This is a genomic window from Fibrobacter sp. UBA4297 (genome assembly GCF_002394865.1).
In the GTDB taxonomy this organism is placed as follows: domain Bacteria; phylum Fibrobacterota; class Fibrobacteria; order Fibrobacterales; family Fibrobacteraceae; genus Fibrobacter.
Genome location: NZ_DGUZ01000004.1, coordinates 1 through 23,592, shown reverse-complemented (window position 1 = coordinate 23,592; position 23,592 = coordinate 1). Strand labels below are relative to the sequence as shown.

The following is a 23,592-nucleotide window of genomic DNA, read 5'->3' as shown; positions in this document are numbered from 1 at the left end:
ATGCATCTCCTAGTTTTCACCTAGTTTTGACAACAGCAAGTCTAACCTTTGCGTAAATTGCATTGCTCCAGAAGTACTCAAATGATCTACGTTGTACGCCATATTATCCGTGTAATCATGGGCACCAAACTTATTTTCATCGAAGAGGACCACATCCATCTTCTTTACAGAATCAATAATGGCATAGGCATAGCTACGTCTTGGGCCATACACGCCAAACGAGCCTGTAAAGGCATAGCCTGGATGTTGCGGATAAACGGCCACGACTACCTTGATTCCGTTTTGGCGAGCAATATCGACAATGGCCTTGAAACACTTAAAGTTTTCCTCATAGATTGGGGAATCCATTTCCGCTTCCATAGTATCCCTTGTAATCAGGGGCGTTCCCCAAAAAATATCCGGCAGCAAGAAATCTTCTAGCGTATAAGGATGCTGTAGCGCCGTTTCAGGACGCGGAGTCACCTTTGCGGCATCGATAAAGTGTTCCGGCAAACCATCGACCCAGAAATTGTGATTTTCATCGTACTTAAAGCCAGGCACTCTTTCGTAAATAACACCCGTCCAAGTTCCATACCCGTGATACCACAAAAAGTCTGGCGACATTTCAAGGACAAGAACTTTTAAGTTTTTCAAGTGGTTCATCACGTAATTGACAAACAGATAAGAGATTCCGGTCATCTGCCCTGCAGAAAACGCCATATTCAGCATATTGTACGACTTGATGCTTTTATCATGAAGCGCAAACATTGTTCGAGACGAGCCAAGCGCAACAGCCGTAATTTCGTCACGATTTTCCCAGAAACGCTGCATTTTTACGCGAAGTTCCAAGGCACTGTAATAAGCACTGGGCAGGTAATATACACCCGCACTATCCGTGTCCAGGTCCTTGCTATTGTAATTGCTCCTAGAATGCCAGAGACAAGGGTGCCAAAGTTCTTCCCCTTCAACAAGCGTTTTCACCGTACTATCAGACAAGTTAATCAATACAATTTTTTCATGAGCACCACTTGCGTTTGCAAGCGTTGCAACAGCGTAATTCGAGCCGCCTAAAACCCATTCCGAATGGTCAAACGTATACCCCTTCGGCGAGGCAATGCTTTGTACAAGTCGTCCTTTGTCATCGGCAACAAGGAGCCTTTCGTGCGTACGGTAAGTCTCGCCTACAAATTTGGCACCGGTCTTTCCGCCAAAATCAAGAAACAAAGTCCTATCGCTTCCATCATTTGCCAAAGAGGCATTACAAGCCTGTTCCCCACCATACCACACCGTGTCCGTCCCGTTGGCAACCGTTTTCCCGCTTGGAGCAACACGAGCACGCAAGAGCCTAGCCCCTGTAACCGCAAGTTTTTTTGAAGGGCTCACACCGCCATGATAAGCACCGTCAAAAAGCTTTTTGGGCTTGCCAAACTTGCCATTTTTAAAAGGCACCTGCCACGTGCTTGTCGATGCAAATGCTGAACTTTCCTTATTGTTCGCGGCACTGGACACATAAACTATCGCCGTATCGCCATTATCAAGTACGTGCCAGCGAGGGATGGCGGCATTTTCAACATCAAGCTTGACAAGACCAGAGCCGCTCGCATCCAAGTTGCGCACATAAACACTGGACGACACATTAACACCCTCAACCCCCGTGCAATACGCCACGCGCTTTCCATCTGGAGAGACATCCGGATGATATGCCTTTTGCGTTCCTTCAATTTCAATAACGGAGGTGACTCCACTTCCAAAGTCAATAAAGGACAATTTATTTGTCACATCATTGCGGAACACGAGCTTTGTTTCAAACGTTCCCGTCAAGTGTTTCATTTCTAGAAAATCAACTTGCGAATTGACAATGGATTCCTTTTCCGTTCCGCTTTCGTCAAGCCATATCGCATTTGGAATTTCTCCTAGCGCCAAGCGAAAACCAAGATAGTCGCCTTTTGCCGAACTAGTCACCGTGTACACATCACTTCGGCTATGCAAAGTCGTTGCCGAAGGCAAATCCCTGTAACTGCCACCCTTGACAACGCGTTCCCCAAGACTTCCTTCATCGGCACCCCCGACAAAGTTGGTCACTGGTGCGTTTTTAAAATACGTTAGCCAATCGTTCACCCATTCAAGGACATTCCCAGCCATGTCATACACGCCAAGATTATTTGCAGGCGAAGTCGCCACATCGTGAAACTTAAAATCGGAATTGACACTATTCCAGCCTTTTTCCGGATTCCATCCCTGGCTTGCCACATAAATCCATTCTGCTTCGGTTGGCAAGCGGTAGCCCTTGACTTTTTCATGAAAAGCAAGTCCCGTCAAGTTTTCGCAACTGCCAGAGGCGTCAAAGGATGCACTCGTGTAAGAATAAACGGTATCGAGATTTTCCTTTTTGCTTTTGGCATTTGCAAACAAAACCGCATCGTAAAACGTAACGTTCGTTATAGGGCTTTCATCGTTGTACTTGCCATTGCACTTAACATCAGCAGATCTAAGCAAGGCGTTGAATTCACCGCAGGTCACCTCGGTTTCGCCAATATAGAAGTCATACGTGAAAAACGCCTCCATCTGAGGCGTTTCACTTTGGCGAACCCCTCCCAAATTAGAACCTAAATATGTTGACTTTCCTTTAGCTGCGACATGTACAAACCCATCAACGCTTGTGACATAGTTGCGTATTTCTCCTGAGGAAGGTGAATCATCGTCTTCACTACAGGAGTTTAGCAGGATTAGGGCCAAGGCCAAAAAAGCAAAGCTCCCTAAATTTATCAGTACTTTGTCTTTCATTTTTTTGCCTCCCATGATAATAAAAAGTCATTCAGTCTAGAAGTTAAAATCATGCTTCCCCCGTTACACAGATGGTCTTCGTCAACAGCCATCAAGTCGGTGTAATCATGATCCCCCATTTTATTTTCGTCCATAACAACAAAATTCGGATATTCCTTGTTCAGGGCTTCTAGTTCACGAATCAATTTTTGCGCCGTGCTACGACGCATGCCATAACGTCCAAACGCCCCAGTCTTTGCATACGCAGGGCTCTGCGGGAATATGAGTCCCACTACGCGAATATCGCGTTTCGCCGCCTCCTTGACAATAGTGAGAAGTGCATTCTTGCTATCGTCAATCAAGTCGCGATGTTCATCAAAACATGTACTGTCTTGTTCAATTTGAGGTTCGTCACGCCACGAATGGCACACGGCATTCAAGTAACGGCCTTTATCCTTCATGTAGTGGTTTTCTTCTGACGAGCCAACAGCGTTTTCTGTCAATTCGAGCAACCCCTCCGGGTACCCCTTTTCCCAATAGTCATGGTTACGGTCATAAATATATCCCGGATAATTTTCAGCATCCGTCAAAAAGAAGTTATCCCCATCAGGGCCATCTACTTTATTCCAAAAATCAATATCCAGTGACACCACAATGTATTTAAGCTTTTTCATGTGCTTAAAGATGTAGTAGTTCAAAAAATCCCTGGACATATAAATGGAATTTGGAGTTTGTCCAAAATTCACGGCAAAGAACTTTTTGTCGAACTGAGATGGCGACACGCCAAACATCGGGCGAGAAGACCCTAATATTGCCACATTTGCTGAATCGCGGTACTTCCAAAGGAGTTCCATCTTGTAGCGCATAATAACGCTTTCCCACTTGTCATACGGGCGCAAGTAAACGCCGGCACTGTCAATATCCAGCTTATTTTTCTCAGGAATGTCAATCTTTTTACGCCAAATACTCGGATGCCATAGTTCATCGCCTTCGACCAAATCCAAGATGGAACCATCCTTCACGTTCACAAGGACAATTTTGGCATGTGCGCCATTGGCATTCGTAAGCGTTGCGACAATAAAACCGCCATCGGAATCTGCGCTTGCATAATTCAGCGCCCACTCCGCATGGTCAAAACTATAGCCTTCAGGAGACGCAATGGCTTTCACCAAACGGCCCATGCTATCGGCAATCAACAGGCGTTCGTGCGTCCCATAGCTTTCACCCACAAACTCTATACCCGTCTTTCCGCCAAAATCGAGGAAAGCAACACGCTTAGAGCCGTCATTTGCAAGAGAAACATTACATGCCTGTTCTCCATTGTACCATACAGTATCTCGTCCATTTGCAAGTGTTCCACCAGAAGTGGCGATTCGAGCTCGCAATAGCCTAGCTCCAGTCACTGCAAGTTTATTGTCGCTTGAAATACCGCCATGGTATGCGCCATCAAAAAGTTTCTGCGGAGTTCCAAAACGGCCATTCGCATACTTCACTTGCCACGTGCTCTTAGACTTGAAAACGGCTTCATCCTTGTTGTTCCCGGCATCGGACACATAGACAATTACAGTATCGCCATTTTCAAGCACATGCCAGCGCGGTATCGAAACATTTCCTTTGGCTTTTATCTTTAAAGGCTTTGACTTTGTTATGGAAAGCGGACGGATGTACGCTTCAGATTTTCCCGAAACACCTTCCATGCCCGTACAAAAAGCAACGAACCTCCCATCTGGGGAAATATCAGGATGATAGGAATCCAGAGAATCCACAATTTCAGTGACTGTAAGCGTTCCGTTCACGTAATCGACATACGCGAGGTTGCCCGAGACATCGTTTCTAAAGACTAGCTTTGTGCGATAAGTCTCGAGGTTATTCTTGACGGCGGTAGCGCTTGCCATCGGGATGATTCGGCTGCCGCGCGCTTTTCCATCATGTCCCATCCAGATTGCATCTGGTATTTTGCCAAACGCAATGCGGAAACCCAAATATTCCGACTTCGAAGCCGAGGTCACAATATAAACATCGCCACGGTTATAAAGCTTGATGGAACTCGGGTCATTACGGTAACTGCCGCCTTTAATGATGCGCTCCCCCAGAACCCCACCATCCGGAGCACCGACGAAATTCGTGACCGTTGTATCCTTAAAGTAGCCAAACCAGTCAGAAACCCATTCCTTGACGTTTCCAGCCATATCGCAAAAATCGCCGTGCATGCGCGGATACGAGCAAACGTTTTTCGGTTCAAATCCTGAATTCAAAGCGTTCCATTCATAAGAGGGATTCCAGTCACGATCAGCCGCCATGAGCCATTCTGCCTCCGTTGGCAATCGATAAGCTTCAGCTTCCGGCTGAAATACAAGGCCTTCCATCGAAATACAATTTCCGCTGGCATCGAAAGTCGTTGACGTGTACGAGTAGGCCGTATCATAGCCTTCGCGCTTGCTGCGTTCATTGGCGTAGAGCACGGCATCGTAATAAGTTACTTTTGTGACAGGCAACAAGTCCGAGCCATCGTCATTGCACCGTTCATCAAAAGCGGTCCCCATGATGTCCTTGAATTCAGCACAGGTGACCTCATGCATGCCCATCGAAAAATCGTAATTCAAGGCAGCGCGCAATTGCGGAAATTCACTCGCCTTCGCCGTAGTTGCATATGTCCCTAAATAAGAAAGCGTTCCGCCACTTGAATTTTTCACCTTCGACGCCTTGATGACAATTAAGCCATCATGGGAATTATCGGCTTCTACCGGCGCATTGAGCCAAACGTGCTCTCCGAAAAAAGTATCACAACCAGAAAGTACAAGCAAAAACGGCACTAAAAAAAGTACCTTTTCAACAAAAAAAGTATGTGTATTATGTTTTAGCATTTCCCCTCAAAAATAGATTTTTACACATACAAAGAACTACGTCTTGGGAGCATATTTTCCCGATAAACAAGCTTTTATCTTCTGTTAAAATAAGAAATCATATAGAATTTGGCAATCTATTTTTGGCAATGGTTTGATTAACATCAATTCCCGGATATTCTGGGAAAAATTCTTCGGCCATACGGTACCACGTGAGCGCATGCGGAATGTCGTTTTCAAGGTACAAGTTACCGATATCAAAAGCAGCAAGGCCAATAAACTGCCGCATTTCTAAAGGCTTAAATTCAAGGCCAGTCCAATTGCCGTTCCTGTATTTATCGAGATATTCTTCATCGGTATAGGAAAAGCCGTGACGGTTCGGTTCCAAGTTCACAGCATTTTCGTCGCCCCCATAGCGCAAAAAGACATGCCCCGGGAGGAGTATGGCGTCGAGAGGCAATCCACGCGATTCCGCCACCATGAGCGCAAGCCACGAAAGACCCATGCAACCAGATTTCTTGTTTGCAAGAACGCGAAGCGGGAGTACCGATTCTTTTGCTACCGCCGCCTCGCCCGCCCCGGCAAATTCAATATTCCAAAATTGCCAAAGCAGTTTTTTTAGGGATTGCAAAGTATCGTGAGTCGCAGCGACACTACTATCGAAATAAGCAAGTCCTGCATGCCAATCGCTAACAGAATCAAGGCAGCCCGGCGCACGTTCTTCAAATACGCACGCCATTTCGCGATAGCTCATATTCTCATTTTTTCCGTTCCAAAGCAGAAACGGGAGTGCTATCAAAAGAGTCGCGAGGAATATTGGCCAAAAAATTCTAGACGCAAAACGAGACTGCATAAATCTTAGTAGGCAGAACTTAGACCGCTTCGCTCTTAGATCTTAGATACTCCACTAAGTTCTAAGTTCCAAGTTCTAAGTTCTTATAAACCGTCCCATTCCATCGGACTTTGCCAGTAGTCGCGAGCCGTCATCATGTAAATCACGAGACGCTTGCTCAGCATGTCCTTTTTCATCTTCTTGAGGCGAGCGCGAACGCCAGGGCCTCCGCCCCAGCTCGTAAGCACCTGAACGTCGAGCCCCGTCGCATAAGCAAGCAAGGAACCCGGGCCACCGCTCTTTTGGTCCACGGATTCGAACACCCCCGTGAACGAGTCGCCCATCAAGAGGATTGGAGCATTTTTGCCACCCTTGTAAGCCTTGTCGCCCTTGTAGATTTTCATGCCTGCAAGAGTATCGGCGGCATACTTGGACTTTTCCTTATCCGGTAAATGAGCGACCAAGTCCCCTTCGCGGAGTACAACCGTATCCTTCATCACAAGGCTACCCGGTTGCGGGTTTGCATCGGCATACCAGCTGTACTGCGTCACGCGAGAAGCAAGCTGTTCCATTGCGGCAAGCATGCCCGGTAATGCCCAGTGCGTATCGTAGCGCTGGTAGCTGTAATGCGGAGCGTCATCGCCACTGCGGGCCGCCATCAAAGACGGGTAAAGGTCTAGCACGTCAATCCCGGCAGCGAGCATTTCACGGATAAATTCACGGCCGTTGACATTCACGCACAAGTCCGCAGGTGTACCCTTTACAAGCTTGTCTGCATAGATTTCTTCTTTCACAGGCACCGGGACCACGAGAAGCTGTATATTCATGGAATCCAGGTACTGCTTGAGTTCAATCATTCTCGGGAGCGGATTGTGGAGGCTATCCTGACCGCTAATTTTATCTGCAACGAGGTAGTTTGCATTGCGGCGGAACCAAAGCATTCCGTTATCCGCCCAAGCATTCTGTTCCTTCGGGAGCTTCGCCAGTTTCTTCTTCAAAGCTTCGCGGAACTTCTTTGTCGCAGGCGTTGCAGGGCAGCTATTTTCCATAGCGACAAGAGTTTCCAAGCGGGCATAAGAACTCGTATCGAGCGTGCGGTTCACCGGCACAACTTCGCCTGCAGCAGCCAAAGAATCAGCCACAGCTGCGGCACGCAACTGTTCATCCGTCAAACGGAACGCAGGCACTTCAAAGGCAACCCACATGGGACTCCCCATCGGGTTTCCACGCATCACCGCAAACGGGCGATTAGCACTTGAGTTTTCCCAAATGGCACCTGGTGTATGTTGTTCCAAATCCGTATTCAAAGTCGGGTACCAGTAAGACGAAAGCGTACGAGCCCAGTTCATCGCCTCTTCACTGTTCATCTCGGCCGTCATGTAGTAGTTCAAGACTTCGAGAGATTCACCACCCGAAACAACCTTAAGCTTACCGTAGAACGGAGTACGACCGGTCCAAATAGCAGGCATCACTTCGGCCCACCATTCAATCTTTCCCTGATTTTCGCCCGTTCCAGGCACGCCCCACAAACGGCTTACCGTCTGGAAAGCGCGGAACACTTCGGGTTCATCCCACTTGACCGCTTCAATTTCGTTCAAAGCTTTCGCAAGCGCATCATCGCCAGTCTGCGCATAGAGAATCTTTGCAAACGGTTCCCACGCAATCGGAGCTACACCAGCAACCGCGGCAGGCTCGTAATCCGAAATCGAGTCGAGCATCGGGAACGGGAATTCCTCAAGCTTTGCATTAGCCATCTTGCCCGTGTAATTTTCAGGCTTTTCATCCATGCCCGCCATGCGGATCGGGTTTGCAAAGTACGCCGCAAAATCAAGCGCCGCAAGAGTTGGCTTTTCGACGACACGGACTTGCTTGTCCTTGTCGAGCACGCGCATTTCAAAGACTGTCACAGGAGCGACATAAACCGGGACGTGAATCACCGGAGCAACGGATTCGGCCACAGGCTCCGCTTTGGAATTTGCCGAGGGAGCAGCACAGGATGCTGCAAGGAACATACCCGCAGAAAGCCCTGCGAGACTCAATAAGGAAAGAGATAATTTTTTCATTTTCACGTAAGAATTATAATAAATGTTGAGTTATTGGTTGTTGGTTATTAGTCATTAGTTACTAGTTATTGGTCAATAGTTATTTGTTGATTTTCGACTATTGACTAACAGATCATTTTGCAACGCAATTGGATTGACTTCGAAAAAAATTTGCGGTCTTGTAATCTCCATATTTTCTAAATTGCATATCGTTAAAAAAGGAGTCTTTATGCCCGCTACTGGTGAACACAACAAATGGATTGCACTCGCCCTCTGCATTTTACTCGGATACCTGGGAATGCACCGTTTTTACGAAGGAAAAATATGGACCGGAATTTTGTGGCTTTGCACCGGCGGTCTCTGCGGAGTCGGCATTATCGTTGACGCCATCTTGATCGTCATGAAACCGGAACATTACTAATTAGTTATTAGTCAATAGTCAGTAGTTATTAGATTAATATGAAACGTTTATTTGTTATCGCGACCGGTAGTGCCGGAAAAATTAGAGACTTCGCCCATATTTTGGGCACAGACCATTACGAATTCAAGACTTTGAAAGACATCGGTTTTGACGAAGACATCGTTGAAGACGGAAACTCCTTTGCCGAAAACGCCATCATCAAGTCAAATACGACCGCTCAATGGCTCGCCAAGCGCAACATCGAAGCGACCGTTCTCGCCGACGATTCCGGCCTTGAAGTTTTCGCGTTGAACGGCGAACCGGGCATTTACAGCGCCCGCTATTGTGGCAAGCACGGCGATGATGAGGCGAACAACGTCAAGTTGATGCAAAAGCTCAAAGGCATCGAAGACCGCAAGGCCCGTTACTTCTGCGCACTCTCGTACCAGACGGTCACCAAGAACGAACAAGGTAAATTTGTCATCAGCAAGCCGATTATTTTCGAAGGCGAATGTCGCGGTGAAATCAATCACGCACCTGTCGGCGACATGGGCTTTGGCTACGATCCGCTTTTTGTCCCAGATGGCGAAACGAGAACGTTTGCGCAGATGGAACTTGAAGAGAAAAAGGTTATCAGCCATCGCGGAAACGCCATCAGAGCTTTGAAGAAAGCGCTCGGAAAGCAAAAAGCATAATCCACATTTTTTCAATTGTCATGCCGGACTCCGTTCCGGCATCGACATTCCTAGTTAAAAAAGATTAATACATTTACTATTACATTTGTAAAAAAGGTCCGCAAGAATCGCGCCATGCTAAAAATTTTATTTGCGCCGCTACAAGGTTATACGACGGGGATCTACCGCAGAGCCCATGCCGAAATTTTTGGCGGTGTTGATGCCTATTATGCCCCCTTCTTGCGAATTGAGAACGGAAAACCGCGCGAAAAGGATTTGCGGGATTTAAATTCGTTTGATGGGAAACCGCGCGAAAAAGATTTGCGAGATTTAAATTCGTTTGATGGGAATGCACGCGAGGGGAATGCGCGCGAGATTCCGCAGATTATCGCGAACAGCGTCGAAGAATTTAAAATCCTAGCAAACGCGCTAATCGCCAAAGGCTACACGGAAATCGACTTCAACATGGGATGCCCTTTCCCAATGCAAGTCAACCGTCATCGCGGCGCCGGGCTTTTAAGCGACATTCAAGCCGTCCAAGAAATCATGGACGAAATCAAAGCCACACCGGTAAAATTTTCCGTCAAGATGCGCCTTGGGCAAGACTCCCCCGATGAGGCCTTCGCACTCCTCCCAATTTTAAACGAAGCGCCGCTCTTGCAAATCACACTCCACCCCAGACTCGGCAAGCAACAGTACAAAGGCGCAATTGATTTCAAGTCATTTGAAAAGTTTTATGAGGAATGTCGCCATCCGCTCGTTTATAACGGCGACATCACAAGCGTTTCGCAAATCTGTGAAATGGAACGACGCTACCCGAATCTTGCCGGCGTGATGATTGGACGCGGACTGCTCGCACGCCCAAGCCTCGCCGCGGAATACAAGGCGTTGAGCAGCAAGGACGAAACAGGATCCGTGCAATCGAGCAACCGCGATATAAACTGCGCCACCCCGCAAGATTTTCTCGGCAAGCTTTTCCAGATGCACCAGATCATATTCGACTACGCTTGCAAAACGTATCAAGGCGACAGCCAGATTCTCTCGCACGTACAAAGCTTTTGGGAATATCTCGAACCAAGCATTCCCAAAAAGATTTTCAAGAAAATCAAGAAAGCCGGCAAGCTCAGCGAATACCAAGCTACTATCATCGAGATAACATCGCAGTCTTCCTTGAAAACCGTCATCCTGGAGCGTAGCGATAGGATCCATAATTTTTCCAATGATTAACAGCGTCTACATCGAAATCACAAATGTCTGCAATCTGCATTGCAGCTTTTGCCCATGCGGAACTGCTGCTGGCAACGCGAATGTCGCAGACAACGAATTTGCAGCAAGCAAGTCTTCGACTTTCGCAAGCCGCACGTTCATGGAATCCAAGCTGTTCGAAACATGCATCGCAGGCGCTCAAGAAATCGGAGCCACCAATGTTTACTTTCACGTTCTCGGCGAACCCACGCTCCACCCCGGCTTCGCCCATTACGTTAAAAAATTAGAACAAACACCATTAAAGCTTACACTCACGACAAACGGAACAACAATCGAGCGCTTTAGTCGCCAGATTCTCGCCTCGCCCGCCGTCCGTCAAGTCAACTTTTCGACACACGCCTACGCCGAACTCTCTCGCGAAATCGCAGAACGTTATTTGCAAAATGTCCTCGACTTTTGCCAAATCGCGAACGCCGAACGCCCCGACCTCTACATCAATTTGCGTTTATGGAACGTCGGCGCCAAAGAAGCCTCCTCGTGGAACAGCTACATGCTTAAGCGCATCCACGAAACATTCGGCGTTGAGGTTACACCCGGACATTTTTGCAGCCGCCACAAGAGTTTCAACATCACAGGGCGACTTTATCTGCACGAAGACACAAGATTTGAATGGCCTAGTATAGACGAGAGAACGGGCAAAGCCCTACAGACGAGAGACGAAAGAATCGCGGGCACATGCCGCGCACTAGACACACACGTAGCGATCCTACACGACGGCCGCGTTGTCGCCTGTTGCCTTGACCACAGCGGACAAATTACGCTCGGCCACATCGGTGAACAAAGCCTTGCTGAAATTTTAGAAAGCCCGCTCGCGCTAAATATAAAAGAAGGGTTCGCGCAGCATGAACTACGCCACCCTTTTTGTCAAACTTGCAATTTTTGCAAACGATTTAAATAAACGAATTCAAATTAATAACGGGTTTTGTCCGTCTTTGTCGCCCACTTTTTGAACGCGACGAGCGCTTCGTTTCGCATAAAATGATCGCACTTGATAGCACGTTTTTCGTACGGCAAATCGAGTTGGTCATAGATAAAAGAATCGTCGAATTCGATGGCCGCGGCATCGGCTTTTGTATTGGCGTAGCAGATGCGTTTGACTCGAGCCCAATACAAAGCGCTCAGGCACATCGGACAAGGTTCGCAACTCGTGTAAACAGTACAGCCGTCCAGCATGAAAGTTCCGAGTTTTGCACAAGCATTGCGAATTGCAGTTACCTCAGCATGAGCCGTCGGGTCGTTATTCGGCACAACGCGATTTGCACCCGTCGCCACGACTTCGCCATCCTTGACAATCACAGCACCAAACGGACCGCCGCCATTATCGACATTGTCGACGGACAACTGAATCGCCATCTGCATAAAACGCTTGTCTTCATCCGTAATATTCTTCAATTCTTCTTGCATAAAAACTCCTTGACCTCACTAAAATAATCAAAAACATTGGGAAAAACAATAAAAAGCGCTCGTCCTACCCCCATCTTAGCTATTTTTGAACCATGATGATTACGGTTCAAGATTTCACGGGCGTTTATGCTGAGCAACCCTTTATGCAAGAACTGCGCACCACCGCAGAAACAAGCAAGGACGTTCGCTGGCTCGACTGCACGAAAATCGTAGGAACCGACTGCTACTGCGACGATGAAGCCATCAAGGAAATCAATGAATTGATTGATAACGCAGAAAGCAGCAGCAAAAGTGAATGCAACCGCATTATCGAGAATCGCGACAATTCCACAAATGCCCCGAACATCCATTTCTTTGACAACGGCAATTATCATTACATGAGCAAGCTCTGGACCGATAGAGTCCAGGAACCATTCACGCTCATCGTATTCGACCATCATCCCGACATGCAACCGCCCCGCTTTGGCGGAATTTTAAGCTGTGGCGGTTGGGTCAAAGAAGTCCTCGATAACAACAAGTTTATTCAAAGCGTCATCATTATCGGAGTCAAGGACGAACTCGTCGAAACCGTCCGCGAAGAGCTTTCGCAATCCGGGGAATCGAGCATTTTAGATAAAGTGACATTCATCCGCGAAAGCGAACTAAACACACTCTCGTTTCAAAGCTCTCTCTCGTCTTTCGTCTCTCGTCTTTCGTCTCAACATTCTCTTTACATTTCCATCGACAAGGACGCCCTATCACCAGTCTATGCTGCCACCAATTGGGATCAAGGCACACTTACGCTTGACGCCCTCAAAGATAGCATCACCGCACTTACCACAGGTCGCAAAATTCTTGGCATCGACATCTGCGGCGAACGCGCCCACGATTTCGAAGGCGACGAGCACCACACCGTTCAAGAGGCTGATTCGCTCAACAGCGAGCTGAATCGCGAATTTGTCGAGTTTTTAAATAATCTTTAAAAGTATTACTTCACAGTAATAAACTTGCGGCGTTCCGTATTTGCGCTCTTCAGCTGCATCACATACAAGCCAGCAGGTAGTCCGCGGGTCATCCTTGCGACATCGCCAACTTTTGCAGATTCAACATTCATGCGGCGAACCAGCGAGCCCTTCGTATCGAAAATGCTAACGCGATAAACGCTCGGCTCAACCATAGCAACCAATTTCGAGCGAATTGATGTAGTCTTTTCTTCCGATGAATCTTTTTCAACGGCCTTCACAAGCGTTACATTGAACTGGTCGATGTTCGGACCATCATTACCGCCAACGGTTGCAAACTTCACTGCATTTTCGCCTGCAGCAAGATTCACCAAGACTTCAGCCGTTTCCCAGACGGTCCAGCCACCAGTTGTCTTGAAAGATGTCGTTGCTGTATCTAAACCTGCAGAAATCGCAAGAGAACGCGCTTCATTGGAGCCGTTTGCAAAATCAATAATTAACTTGTATTGACCGGCTGTATCGACTTTTACTTTCACGACGACATCGCCGCCCTTATCGAAATTCACATAGCCATCACCGTGGTACCCGCCATTACTACTTTCAGAAACGCCACCTGTAATCGTCCCCTTTTCGGCCTGATACTGTTTATCAGGTGTCGGCGGTTCCGGCTCCACATAATTGGCATCACATTCCGTCGGACTCTTGAGCGTAGCGCCCGCATTTGCCTTCACGGCAGCTTCAACTTCGCTCGCCTTGAGCATAAAGCTCGTGTATTCATAAGGCGGTGTAAAAGAAGTCCCTGTTCCCTTTGTATTGCCCGAGCAGTTCGTGAAAATATTGTCGATGACTTCGTTCACGCCTGTGCCATTTGCAACACCTGTATAAATCGGATTATTTTCGTTGATGAACACATTGCGTTCGGTGCGCACTCTGCACATATGCCCTGCAGCAACTCCGAGCACATCCGTACCGTTCGTGATGCTAGCATCGCCCGTCAAAAGGTTGTTCACGACATGCACATTGCCGTAGCGGCAACGGGGCTTGCGCTGGTTTGCAGCCTTCCACCAGTTGAACATGTAAGTCACATTCAACTTGCCTTCGCTCACGGGCTCGTTATCGGAACTTCCAATGAGGTTTGACAAGTTGTGCGTACTCTTTTTCTTGTAGCCAAAAATGCACCATGTGAATGTTACGTTATCAGAACCTTTCACCACGTCAGCGTTACCATCTTGACCGTCCCAAAATTCGCAGTGGTCAATCCAGATGTTCTTTGATTCACCTTCAATCGTGAGATTGTCCCACGCTTGGTCGGCATTGCTTCCCGGACCCTGAATCACGATATTGCGGATGATGATGTTCGACGCCTTGCTCGTGATGTGAATAGGAGCTTTCAAAAGCGTTCCCGGCTTGAGTCCGATAATCGTCTTGTTCGATGCGGTAATATTCAAACGGCTTCCCGTCGTTCCGCTCCAGCCATCGCCAAGCGTACCGTCTATGTAAATCACACGCGGAGAAGAATCCTTCGCGTACTTTTGCAAATCAGCAAATGTTTTTACGGTAATGGGAGTCGAGTTTCCGCCACCAGTCACATTAAATTCGGTCGACGTACGGCCCGAACGAGTCGCCCAGCCAATCGGCTTGCACTGATCCACCGCAGCAGACGCACTCAGAGCAAGTCCGCACAGCACCGCTAAAATTCGATTAGAAATTCCAGACATCACCAACTTCCTTAATATTTTACCAATATATAATCTACATTTCAAAAGCCGATATAGGGCGCAATTTCGCATTTAATTTCTAGACATTTTGTCAAGAAACGCTAAATCGCTCTTTTTTTCAGCCATTAGCACGGGGCTATTCTTTTTCGCTCATTGATGGCCACTGAATGATTAACGGCGTTTTATGAATAAATCTATTTAGAACAACTTCAATCCAAGTGGCTATACCTATGCACGGGCAAAACAACAAAAAGGTAGCATTATCCCAAACACCACCATCAGACTGAATCATCCGAGGAAGCACATCGAAAACCAACCATGCAATTGGAACAAATAGGGAAAATAAGAAATAAACATTTAAAGACGAATTAAGCAGCATTATTCGAGAGAAAGCCCAAATTAAAAACGAGAATTCCAAAAGCGGGAAAAACAAGCCATCACATTTAAAACTCAAACCAATTACAATGGCAAGAGCTTCTAACGATGCGACAATGCTAAAAACGATAGATTTCGTCATAACCCTAATATAAAAAATTGCTATTATTCCTTACGGATTACAAATAATCAATAACTATAACTAGCAAATAACAACTATGGATATCAATCAGCTCGCACAGCAGCACATTTTGAAGCAGCCGCTCTACGTGACCGGCAAACCCATCGCCTACACCGCTCGTGAATTCGGCCTCAACCCGAAAGACATTGACAAGCTCGCCAGCAACGAAAACCCGTTTGGCCCGAGCCCGAAGGGCATGGCCGAAGCTCGCAAGGCTTTGGAAGAAGTGAACCTCTATCCGGATGGAGGTTCTTACGACCTCATCGGAAAGATTGCTGAATTCCGCGGCGTGAACCGCGACCAGATTGCTGTGGGTAACGGCAGTAACGAACTTTTGGACATGATCGCTCAGGTGTTCCTCGGCCCCGGCACGGAAGCCGTCATGGGCAACCACAGCTTCGCTGTTTACAAGCTCGCCACGATGGCCATGAACGCCAAGATTGTTGAAGTTGACATGCCGGCTCCGGGATACAACTACAACCTCAAGGCTATGCGCGATGCCGTGAACGAAAAGACCCGCATCGTGTTCCTCGCCAACCCGAACAACCCGACCGGTTCTGACCTCACCGCCAAGGAAATTTTGGACTTCGCCGACAGCCTCCCGGAAACTTGCGTTCTCGTGATGGACGAAGCCTACACCGAATTTATCGAAGACACGCCGGAACTCGTTCCGGATTTCAACAGCCGCATCGCCGCAGGCAAGAACATCATCTGCTGCCGTACATTCAGCAAGATTTACGGTCTCGCAGGGCTGCGCGTGGGCTACTGCATCACCCGTCCGGAAATCGTCGCCCTCATCAACCGCGTGCGTGAACCGTTCAACGTGAACAGCATCGCTCAGGCAGCTGCCATCGGCGCTATCGACGACCAGGATTACGTGAACAAGGTTCGCGAACTCAACAAGAAGGGTCTCGAACAGCTCAAGGCTGGTTTCAAGGAACTCGGCCTCCCCTACGTCGACAGCCATGCAAACTTCATCGCCGTCAGTGGATTCAAGGATCCGATGGACGCCTTCAAGTTCTTGCAGGCCAAGGGCACCATCATCCGCCCGCAGCCGGCTATGGGTGACGTGCTCCGCATTACCGTCGGTACCGAAGCTCAGAACAAGAAATGCCTCGAAAACATCAAGGCATATCTCGGCAAGTAAACCGAAACTGCGCAAAGCCCGCGTCTGGCGCAACTAAAGCCAAAGCTCACGGCGTTGCCCGTGTGATTTCTAAGCGCGGTTTTTGCAGCAGAAGCCAAGCAGAAAACCTGGTCCGCGAGGGCCGGGTTTCTTTGCGTGGTAAAATCGTCCGCGATCCGGACACTCCCGCTCGCGAAAATGACGAGATTTGCGTTGACGGAAAGCATGTAAAAGCAAGCGAGTTCGTTTACTTTATGATGAACAAGCCTCGTGGTTACGTCACTACGGCAAGCGACGAAAAAGGGCGCGCAACCGTCATGGACCTTTTCCGTGAACAATACGCCAAGATGTTCCCCGGCAAGGCTGTGCCGCATATATCGCCCGTCGGCAGACTCGATGCCGCCAGCGAAGGGCTATTGTTATTTACAAACGATACGCGATGGGCAGACGATTTATTAAAGAGGAAAGACGACAAATGCATAGAACGAGCGTCGCGGACAAGCTCGCTTGAACATGACCAAATTCCGCACACCAAAATCTACCGGGTGCAGGTTAACGGGCACCCCACCGCCGAAGAACTTTCGCAAATGGAAAAAGGCTTCAACGTCCCACCCCGCGTTTTTGGCGAACCCGAAGAATTCATGCACGCCGTCAGCGCCAAACTTTACAGCGCAGGCGAAAAGAACTGTTGGTTAGAAATCACCTTGGACGAAGGCAAGAATCGAGAAATCCGTCGTATGCTCGCGAAGCTCGGCTACGAAGTTTTACGCCTTGTGCGCATCAAGTTCTGCAATTACGAATTGGGCGATTTAAAGCAGGGCGAAATTAAACAACTCAACTCGCCGCGCCCATAGCCCCGCAGCATTAAGCCGAGCGCGGTTTACCCGTCCAACCAAGTTTTTCGCGAAGAGCGCCTACAAAGCCCGTGTGACGCATACGAATAAACGTCGTCACAAGTTTACTTTCAGACAACATCACGTATTCATCCGGTTTCATTTCAAGCGTGATGCGCCCGTCAAAAACGAGGTCCAGCGAGCAATTCACCGCAGACGCCATTCGCAACTTTTTATCCGTCAGAGAAAGCACAAGCGGACGCACCGAGAGACTACTCGGAGCCACAGGCGTGAGCACCACTGCAGGCGTCGAAGGATGGATAATCGGGCCGCCAGCCGCCAAATTGTAAGCCGTTGAACCCGTCGGCGTCGAAACGAGAATCGAATCCGCCCAGTATTCCGTCAGACACGTATCGTTATAAGCCACGTTGACGTTCACCATGCGTTCCGGAGCGTGCGCGCGCACGTGGACTTCATTCAGAACAGTCTGCTTTGCAATGCACTTTCTGCCGTGATAAACCGCAGCCTCGATCATCATGCGTTCGCGAGTCGAGAAGTCGCCAGCAAGCAAGCTATCGAGCGTCTTGGTCAAGCCTTCCACACGCGATTCCGCCAAAAAACCCACGCGCCCGGCATTCACGCCGAGAATCGGGATGTTATGACCAAGCGCCATATGCGCAGCCGTCAGCACAGTGCCATCACCGCCAATCGCAAGCAGCAAATCGGTCTTCTGCAGCGCGGATTCTTTCACCACGCGAATCGGCTTTTTCACGAGTTCCTTGAGGGAATCGAGCGCATAAAATTTCACCTGCGGGTGTTCAAGCGCCCAAGAAGTAATCTGCTTCAAGGCACATGCCAAATCGGCACTCTTGTCCTTGAACCCGACAATTCCAATGCTGCTGAAAGACTTGTTCATTTATAAATCCTACCACTGCGGTTTTATTTGCTAGCCAAGAAGGCGATTCCGGCATCCTTCGACTGTTGCTCAGGACAGGCTCTGGCCGGAATGACAGATCGGGCAATAGCATTCTATCATTCAGGCTAAACATTTTGTTCCTTCTTCTCGGCGTTTTCCGCCACAAGCACATTCTTGAGCTTTTCGACAACCCCCGGGAACATCGCTTCGACTTTGTCCATATTCTCGACCGGTTCATCGTTCTGGAGCGCAAGCGACAACACGCTCAAGGCAAGTCCCATCTGCGCCGAATCGCCACCGTCAAAATCGCTACCGTTCACAATCGTTTCAAGGCCGCGAATCACAAGGCCATCGTCGTACACGCCAACTTCGGCCCCCGTCTTGCGCAAGTTCACCGCCAAAAATTCATTCTTGGGGCGCATTTCCTTGCGGACTTCCTTAGGTACACGCAAAATCGTTTCGCCTTCGCCGTAGCAAGCCGCCACAGCCAACAGCGGGTATTCTTCGAGCGCGGTCGCAATCACGTCTTCGCTAAAGCGGCGGCCCTGCAAACGCTTTCCAGAAGCAAGCGGCTTGATTTCAACATCGCCAAAAACATCACCATACTTTTCACGACGGCTCACCGTTTCAACGTTAGCACCCATGCGCTTGAGGCATGTGAGCGCACCCGCACGGCTGCTGTTCAAGTCTACGTTCAAAAGCTTGATGACGTTGTCCTTCGGCATGTTCCCGACAGTTGCGAGTACCGCAAATGCAGTCGCTTCCGTCGTATCGCCCGGCACATAGTATTCACGCGCGGTAATCACCTTCGTTTCCGAAAGTTCCGTAAACTGCGTACGTTCAATCTTCTTGCCCTGTGCAATCATCAAGCGGCGTTCAAATTCGCTCAACTGTTCCATGCCACGGCCTTCATATTTCACAGCCGCACCAAAGTAAATGAGCATTTTCGTCCACTGGTCATGCACCGTAGACTTTTCTTCAAAATTCAAATAGTCATTGCGGATAAGCGCACGGAGCAAAAGCCTGTTGCGCATCACCGAAGAAACATTCCCGAGAGAATCCTTCTTGACGTTCAGTTCATCGCGCAAAAAGTTAAAGACAAACTTAGCCGGTTCGTCTTTTTGCACCTTGATCTTGAAATATTTCTGGAGCGTTTCCTTCGCTGTATTCACGCGGGCAATTCCCGCTTCATCAACTTCGGCGGCAAACGTGTAAAGTTGCTCATCGTCCTTGCTCGCAAGCGTCCAAAGCATCACGTTATCGGCTTCGCCAAACTTGAACGGAAGCATGGTCGGAATAGAGTACTGGAACCCCTTGCCATTCAAGACAAGCTGATGCCCTTGCAATTCGTAAGTGAGACCAAAATCTTTCAGCGCCTCGGCATACTTTTCACTACCACTTGCCCAGGCAAAATTTTCCAAAACGGTGCGGCCATTCACCAAAAGAGCCATCACCAACGTCAAATTCATCCGTTCACGGTCGGGATTCATCAAGAATTCCATCGTCTATTCCTTAAGCAAATTAACGTCTTTCTTTAACTTCGTATTCCAAATATCGCAGAGTCTTTACGGCTCGGGCAGCTTCTTCTTCGGTTTTGAACGCAAGCAAAAGTGTACCCGCCACATTTTCGCGAACCTTCATCAGTTCTATGTCGCGAATGTTGATACCTTCTTCGGCAAGCGGCTGCATCACGCTCAACAGAGCGCCCGGCTTATCCTTGAGCTGGACCGTAATTTCGTAGAACGAGTTGGTGTTATTGCGACCCGGAGCAAACAAGCTTGCACGGCCATCGTTCCCCGCCTTGAAAATATCGGCAAGCGCCTGCGAATTATCGGCAACCACGCTCTGCTCGTCGTTTTCAAAATTGCCAGAAGCAGGCTTACCGTCTTTCACGACGTTGAGTCCGTTCATCGCCGCAATCGTCTTGTCGAGGCCATCGCGGACTTCGCAAAGGGCGCGAGTCGTCTCGTCACGATTCGTCACGGCGATATCGTGCCACATTCCCCAGCCCGAGGCGGCAATGCGCGTCATGTCGCGGAAAGCACGGCCTGCAAAATGCTGATAATTATGCTTGAGCAAACGTTCCGGCAAGTTCCCGGCGAGTGTCGAGCTCAGCATCTGCGGCATGTGACTCACCCACGCCATCGTGCGGTCGTGATGTTCCGGCGGGAACACGACAGGATTTGCGCCTACAAAGCGGATAATTTCCAGAAGCGGGGCATAAACAGATTCAAGCGTTCCATCCGGCGGACAGACGAACCAGTACGCATTTTCAAAAATCGCAGGATCGTTGTATTCGCAAGTGCGTTTTTCGGACCCCGCCATCGGATGGCTACCGACAAAGCGGAACGGCGAGGGCAAGCGAACGCCCGCCTTGCAAATTTCAACTTTCGTCGAACCGATATCGCTCACCAAGATTTCTCGGCCAGCATTAGTACCTGCCCACGAAACTTTACCGAGAGCATCAATCATCTTCAAAATGTGGAGGATCGGCGCACAGAGCAAAATCAGGTCGCTATCCTTCGCCCATTTTTCAGTCTCGTCGTATTCAAAAAATTCATCGGCAAGTTCAAGTTCACGAGCACGTTTGAGCGTTGCAGGTGAACTTACAGCACGAATCTTCGTCGGAAGCTTAGCCTGTTTGATGGCAGCAGCAATCGAGCTTGCCAAAAGGCCAAACCCCACCATGGTAATGCGACCGACCATTATTCTTCCACCTTGCGAGTTTCTTCCATGATGACTCGGAAAATATTCTGGAACGATTCCGGAGAAAGCGGGCCACCGGCCTTTGCGGCCTTCTCGGCGACCAAATTCAAGACAGACTGTTCGCGACCTTCATCAAAAACGGGCAAACCTTTCTGTTTCTTGATTTTCCCAATTTCAGCAGCGTATGTAGCCCTCTTGTTGAGGAGCGACATCAGTTCATCATTAAGTTCGTCAATGCGAATGCGCCATTCATTAATATCCATATTGACGAATGTAGAAAAAAATTACGGCACGCGGTTTGCGTACTGGTACAGCGAAAGCCCAAATTCCGGGAGCGATGCAATCAGAAAATCAAAAATATCGGACTGGATATTTTCGTATTCAATCCACTCCACCGTATTGGCAAACGCATAGATTTCAAGCGGGAGCCCCGTCGGCGTTGGCGCAAGTTGGCGCGTCATGAGCGTCATGTCTTGAGCAATCGTCTTACGACTGCGGAGATACGCCGTGCAGTAAGCCCTGAACGTTCCGATGTTTGTCAAATGGCGGCCATTCAGCTTTGTTACTGTGACATTTTCCGACACACCCGAACCTTCACCGATTTCACTTAACTTTTGTTCCAAGTACGGGCGCAGCACATCAATCTTCATGAACTTTTCAATTTCCTCAGGCGTCAAAAAGCGGATGCTCTGCTGGTCAATAAAAAGCGAACGCTTGATGCGGCGACCGCCCGATTCCTGCATACCGCGCCAATTACGGAAAGAATTGGTAATCAAGTCGTACGCCGGAATCACTGAAACCGTATTGTCCCAGTTACGCACTTTCACAGATGTAAGCGTAATGTCAATGACCGAGCCATCAGCATGATGGCGTTCAATTTCAATCCAGTCGCCCTTGCGCAAGAGGTCCGACAAATTTATCTGGATTCCAGAGACCAATCCCAGAATCGAGTCCCTGAAAACCAACAACAGGACAGTCGCCATGGCGCCAAGTGTCGATAAAATAATCACAGGACTTTTATTCACAATCTGTGACGCCACAAGGATGGTCGCCACACAGAACATCGCAAGTTTAATCGCCTGGAAAATGCCACGCATCGGGCGCAGCTTCATTTTCGCATTGCGTTCATTCATGCTTTCAATGACATCGAGCACCGCACTTGCAAGCAAGAACGCCGCTACCGTGAACAAAATATTTCCGATATGTTCACAAAATTCATAAAGCCAATGGCCCTTCGCGAGCACATACGGGAACGACTGCACTAAAATAATCACCGGCACAAAAAAGAGCGCACGCGAAATCACTTTCTTTTTCACAAGCAAGTCATCAAACTTGTTCGGAGTCTTTATGGCAATCCATTTTGCAAGCGGATGCACCACGAAATACAAAAAGGCATAAACAGCCACAACAACAGCTGAAAGTATCGCAAATTGGTAGTAATCGTTCATGCCTACAATCTAAAAATTTCGTATATTATGCACCGAACTTTTATCATTGGAGCAATCATGAAAATAGCCGTTATGGGTGGCGCCGGTTATATCGGAAGCCACACCATCATCGAACTCTACAAAGCGGGTCATTCCGTTGTCGTCGTCGATAACCTTGTAAACTCAAGCGATGAATCGCTCCGCCGCGTAGCAGAGCTTGTCGGCTCCCCCATCCCGTTCGTCAAGGCAGACGTCCGTGACGCCGCCGCCATGAACAAAATTTTTAGCGAAAACAAGTTTGACGCCTGCATCCACTTTGCAGGGCTCAAGGCCGTCGGCGAATCCGTCGCGAAGCCGCTCGAATACTACGAAAACAACATGAACGCCACTTTCGTGTTGCTCCACGCCATGCGTAATCACGGCTGCAAGAACCTCATTTTCAGTTCTTCGGCAACCGTTTACGGCAACCCGGCACAAATCCCTATTACAGAAGCTTGTCCCAAGGGCCAATGCACCAACCCCTACGGACAGACGAAGTCCATGCTCGAAGAAGTCCTCCGCGACGTGCAAAAGGCTGATCCGGAATGGAACATTGTTTTGCTCCGTTACTTCAACCCGATTGGCGCACACCCAAGCGGACGCATCGGCGAAGACCCGAACGGAATTCCAAACAACTTAATGCCTTACATCACGCAGACCGCCGTCGGACTCCGCAAGGAACTTGGCGTATTCGGCAATGACTACGACACCCCGGATGGCACCGGTGTCCGCGACTACATCCACGTCTGCGACCTTGCCTCTGGCCACGTGAGCGCGCTCAAGGCTATCGAACGCAAATGTGGACTCGCAATTTATAACTTGGGTACAGGTCACGGCTACTCCGTGCTCGACGTCGTAAAAGCATTCGAAAAAGTCAACAACGTCAAAATTCCGTACAGCATCAAGCCGCGTCGCGCAGGCGACATCGCCACTTGCTACTGCAATCCGCAAAAGGCATTCGACGAACTCGGCTGGAAAGCTCAGTACGGCATCGAAGAAATGTGCCGCGACGCCTGGAACTGGCAAAAGAACAACCCCAAGGGTTACCGCGGGTAAAACACCCGCCCTGCATGTCATTCCCGGCGCCTGTCCTCGCGCCCGTCCTCGCGCCTGTCCTCGCTTGACGG

Annotated in this window: 20 protein-coding genes; 8 read left to right on the top strand and 12 right to left on the bottom strand. The window is 48.8% G+C overall.

Annotated elements, in window-relative coordinates:
* Positions 1-9 precede the first annotated feature (9 nt).
* From B3A20_RS01815 to B3A20_RS01800, 4 genes are all read right to left on the bottom strand, one after another.
* Entirely contained in the window at positions 10-2,763 is a 2,754-nt protein-coding gene (locus B3A20_RS01815; RefSeq protein ID WP_290761206.1) for a TIGR02171 family lipoprotein, read from the bottom strand.
* Positions 2,760-5,606 (bottom strand): TIGR02171 family lipoprotein, encoded by a 2,847-nt coding sequence (locus tag B3A20_RS01810; RefSeq protein WP_414655237.1) that lies wholly within the window; start codon positions 5,604-5,606, stop codon positions 2,760-2,762. Before B3A20_RS01810 ends, B3A20_RS01815 begins: the two co-directional genes overlap by 4 nt.
* 97 nt (positions 5,607-5,703) lie before the next feature.
* Positions 5,704-6,339, bottom strand: coding sequence for a transglutaminase family protein (locus B3A20_RS01805; RefSeq protein WP_290761204.1), 636 nt, complete (start codon positions 6,337-6,339; stop codon positions 5,704-5,706).
* A 182-nt stretch (positions 6,340-6,521) separates the two neighbouring features.
* Entirely contained in the window at positions 6,522-8,480 is a 1,959-nt protein-coding gene (locus B3A20_RS01800; RefSeq protein ID WP_290761202.1) for an alginate O-acetyltransferase AlgX-related protein, read from the bottom strand.
* A 208-nt stretch (positions 8,481-8,688) separates the two neighbouring features.
* On the opposite strand from B3A20_RS01800, the gene B3A20_RS01795 reads away from it, so the two are divergent.
* The 4 genes from B3A20_RS01795 (at position 8,689) to B3A20_RS01780 (ending at position 11,697) form a co-directional block, all read left to right on the top strand.
* Positions 8,689-8,880 (top strand): TM2 domain-containing protein, encoded by a 192-nt coding sequence (locus tag B3A20_RS01795; RefSeq protein ID WP_290761200.1) that lies wholly within the window; start codon positions 8,689-8,691, stop codon positions 8,878-8,880.
* Between the two features lie 38 nt (positions 8,881-8,918).
* Positions 8,919-9,554 (top strand): RdgB/HAM1 family non-canonical purine NTP pyrophosphatase, encoded by a 636-nt coding sequence (gene rdgB, locus B3A20_RS01790; RefSeq protein WP_290761198.1) that lies wholly within the window; start codon positions 8,919-8,921, stop codon positions 9,552-9,554.
* Between the two features lie 114 nt (positions 9,555-9,668).
* Positions 9,669-10,760 carry a tRNA-dihydrouridine synthase family protein gene (locus B3A20_RS01785; RefSeq protein ID WP_290761196.1) on the top strand — a complete coding sequence of 364 codons (1,092 nt, stop codon included), beginning with the start codon at positions 9,669-9,671 and terminating at the stop codon, positions 10,758-10,760.
* Complete coding sequence (locus B3A20_RS01780) at positions 10,753-11,697, top strand: radical SAM/SPASM domain-containing protein (protein ID WP_290761194.1); 945 nt, start codon at positions 10,753-10,755, stop codon at positions 11,695-11,697. Before B3A20_RS01785 ends, B3A20_RS01780 begins: the two co-directional genes overlap by 8 nt.
* An 11-nt stretch (positions 11,698-11,708) precedes the next feature.
* Here B3A20_RS01780 and B3A20_RS01775 read toward each other — a convergent pair whose 3' ends face one another.
* On the bottom strand, positions 11,709-12,203 hold the full coding sequence (locus B3A20_RS01775) for a nucleoside deaminase (RefSeq protein WP_088629237.1): 495 nt from the start codon (positions 12,201-12,203) through the stop codon (positions 11,709-11,711).
* Positions 12,204-12,295: 92 nt separating this feature from the next.
* Here B3A20_RS01775 and B3A20_RS01770 point away from each other — a divergent pair, with 92 nt between their 5' ends.
* Positions 12,296-13,165, top strand: coding sequence for an arginase family protein (locus tag B3A20_RS01770; protein WP_290761190.1), 870 nt, complete (start codon positions 12,296-12,298; stop codon positions 13,163-13,165).
* Between the two features lie 5 nt (positions 13,166-13,170).
* Here the strand turns inward: B3A20_RS01770 and B3A20_RS01765 are convergent, their stop codons facing one another.
* Together B3A20_RS01765 and B3A20_RS01760 are read right to left on the bottom strand one after the other, a co-directional pair.
* A complete protein-coding gene (locus tag B3A20_RS01765) occupies positions 13,171-14,862 on the bottom strand; it encodes a carbohydrate-binding protein (RefSeq protein ID WP_290761188.1) in 1,692 nt (563 codons plus the stop codon).
* Between the two features lie 136 nt (positions 14,863-14,998).
* Positions 14,999-15,379 (bottom strand): hypothetical protein, encoded by a 381-nt coding sequence (locus B3A20_RS01760; RefSeq protein WP_290761186.1) that lies wholly within the window; start codon positions 15,377-15,379, stop codon positions 14,999-15,001.
* Between the two features lie 76 nt (positions 15,380-15,455).
* Between B3A20_RS01760 and hisC the strand changes: the two genes are divergently transcribed.
* Complete coding sequence (gene hisC, locus B3A20_RS01755) at positions 15,456-16,565, top strand: histidinol-phosphate transaminase (RefSeq protein ID WP_290761184.1); 1,110 nt, start codon at positions 15,456-15,458, stop codon at positions 16,563-16,565.
* A complete protein-coding gene (locus tag B3A20_RS01750) occupies positions 16,529-17,398 on the top strand; it encodes a pseudouridine synthase (RefSeq protein ID WP_290761182.1) in 870 nt (289 codons plus the stop codon). Before hisC ends, B3A20_RS01750 begins: the two co-directional genes overlap by 37 nt.
* 10 nt (positions 17,399-17,408) lie before the next feature.
* Here the strand turns inward: B3A20_RS01750 and B3A20_RS01745 are convergent, their stop codons facing one another.
* The 5 genes from B3A20_RS01745 to B3A20_RS01725 form a co-directional block, all read right to left on the bottom strand.
* The gene (locus tag B3A20_RS01745; protein WP_088629244.1) at positions 17,409-18,293 is read right to left on the bottom strand and encodes an NAD(+)/NADH kinase; all 885 of its coding nucleotides are present in this window, start codon (positions 18,291-18,293) and stop codon (positions 17,409-17,411) included.
* Between the two features lie 125 nt (positions 18,294-18,418).
* Positions 18,419-19,795 (bottom strand): 3-phosphoshikimate 1-carboxyvinyltransferase, encoded by a 1,377-nt coding sequence (locus B3A20_RS01740; RefSeq protein WP_290761178.1) that lies wholly within the window; start codon positions 19,793-19,795, stop codon positions 18,419-18,421.
* A 19-nt stretch (positions 19,796-19,814) separates the two neighbouring features.
* Positions 19,815-20,999, bottom strand: a complete 1,185-nt coding sequence (locus B3A20_RS01735) for a prephenate dehydrogenase/arogenate dehydrogenase family protein (RefSeq protein WP_290761176.1) — start codon at positions 20,997-20,999, stop codon at positions 19,815-19,817.
* Positions 20,999-21,262, bottom strand: coding sequence for a chorismate mutase (locus B3A20_RS01730; RefSeq protein ID WP_014547164.1), 264 nt, complete (start codon positions 21,260-21,262; stop codon positions 20,999-21,001). Before B3A20_RS01730 ends, B3A20_RS01735 begins: the two co-directional genes overlap by 1 nt.
* Before the next feature lie 21 nt (positions 21,263-21,283).
* Complete coding sequence (locus tag B3A20_RS01725; RefSeq protein ID WP_290761172.1) at positions 21,284-22,447, bottom strand: mechanosensitive ion channel family protein; 1,164 nt, start codon at positions 22,445-22,447, stop codon at positions 21,284-21,286.
* A gap of 57 nt (positions 22,448-22,504) precedes the next feature.
* On the opposite strand from B3A20_RS01725, the gene galE reads away from it, so the two are divergent.
* The gene (galE, locus tag B3A20_RS01720; RefSeq protein ID WP_290761170.1) at positions 22,505-23,521 is read left to right on the top strand and encodes a UDP-glucose 4-epimerase GalE; all 1,017 of its coding nucleotides are present in this window, start codon (positions 22,505-22,507) and stop codon (positions 23,519-23,521) included.
* Positions 23,522-23,592: the final 71 nt, after the last annotated feature.

Coding starts and splice junctions, on each gene's coding strand:
- B3A20_RS01795 (WP_290761200.1), top strand. CDS start 8,689: ATGCCCGCTACTGGTGAACACAACAAATGGATTGCACTCGCCCTCTGC.
- B3A20_RS01735 (WP_290761176.1), bottom strand. CDS start 20,999: ATGGTCGGTCGCATTACCATGGTGGGGTTTGGCCTTTTGGCAAGCTCG.
- rdgB (WP_290761198.1), top strand. CDS start 8,919: ATGAAACGTTTATTTGTTATCGCGACCGGTAGTGCCGGAAAAATTAGA.
- B3A20_RS01780 (WP_290761194.1), top strand. CDS start 10,753: ATGATTAACAGCGTCTACATCGAAATCACAAATGTCTGCAATCTGCAT.
- B3A20_RS01815 (WP_290761206.1), bottom strand. CDS start 2,763: ATGAAAGACAAAGTACTGATAAATTTAGGGAGCTTTGCTTTTTTGGCC.
- B3A20_RS01770 (WP_290761190.1), top strand. CDS start 12,296: ATGATGATTACGGTTCAAGATTTCACGGGCGTTTATGCTGAGCAACCC.
- B3A20_RS01800 (WP_290761202.1), bottom strand. CDS start 8,480: ATGAAAAAATTATCTCTTTCCTTATTGAGTCTCGCAGGGCTTTCTGCG.
- B3A20_RS01760 (WP_290761186.1), bottom strand. CDS start 15,379: ATGACGAAATCTATCGTTTTTAGCATTGTCGCATCGTTAGAAGCTCTT.
- B3A20_RS01765 (WP_290761188.1), bottom strand. CDS start 14,862: ATGTCTGGAATTTCTAATCGAATTTTAGCGGTGCTGTGCGGACTTGCT.
- B3A20_RS01725 (WP_290761172.1), bottom strand. CDS start 22,447: ATGAACGATTACTACCAATTTGCGATACTTTCAGCTGTTGTTGTGGCT.
- B3A20_RS01740 (WP_290761178.1), bottom strand. CDS start 19,795: ATGGAATTCTTGATGAATCCCGACCGTGAACGGATGAATTTGACGTTG.
- B3A20_RS01805 (WP_290761204.1), bottom strand. CDS start 6,339: ATGAGCTATCGCGAAATGGCGTGCGTATTTGAAGAACGTGCGCCGGGC.
- B3A20_RS01730 (WP_014547164.1), bottom strand. CDS start 21,262: ATGGATATTAATGAATGGCGCATTCGCATTGACGAACTTAATGATGAA.
- hisC (WP_290761184.1), top strand. CDS start 15,456: ATGGATATCAATCAGCTCGCACAGCAGCACATTTTGAAGCAGCCGCTC.
- B3A20_RS01785 (WP_290761196.1), top strand. CDS start 9,669: ATGCTAAAAATTTTATTTGCGCCGCTACAAGGTTATACGACGGGGATC.
- galE (WP_290761170.1), top strand. CDS start 22,505: ATGAAAATAGCCGTTATGGGTGGCGCCGGTTATATCGGAAGCCACACC.
- B3A20_RS01810 (WP_414655237.1), bottom strand. CDS start 5,606: ATGCTAAAACATAATACACATACTTTTTTTGTTGAAAAGGTACTTTTT.
- B3A20_RS01750 (WP_290761182.1), top strand. CDS start 16,529: ATGCCTCGAAAACATCAAGGCATATCTCGGCAAGTAAACCGAAACTGC.
- B3A20_RS01745 (WP_088629244.1), bottom strand. CDS start 18,293: ATGAACAAGTCTTTCAGCAGCATTGGAATTGTCGGGTTCAAGGACAAG.
- B3A20_RS01775 (WP_088629237.1), bottom strand. CDS start 12,203: ATGCAAGAAGAATTGAAGAATATTACGGATGAAGACAAGCGTTTTATG.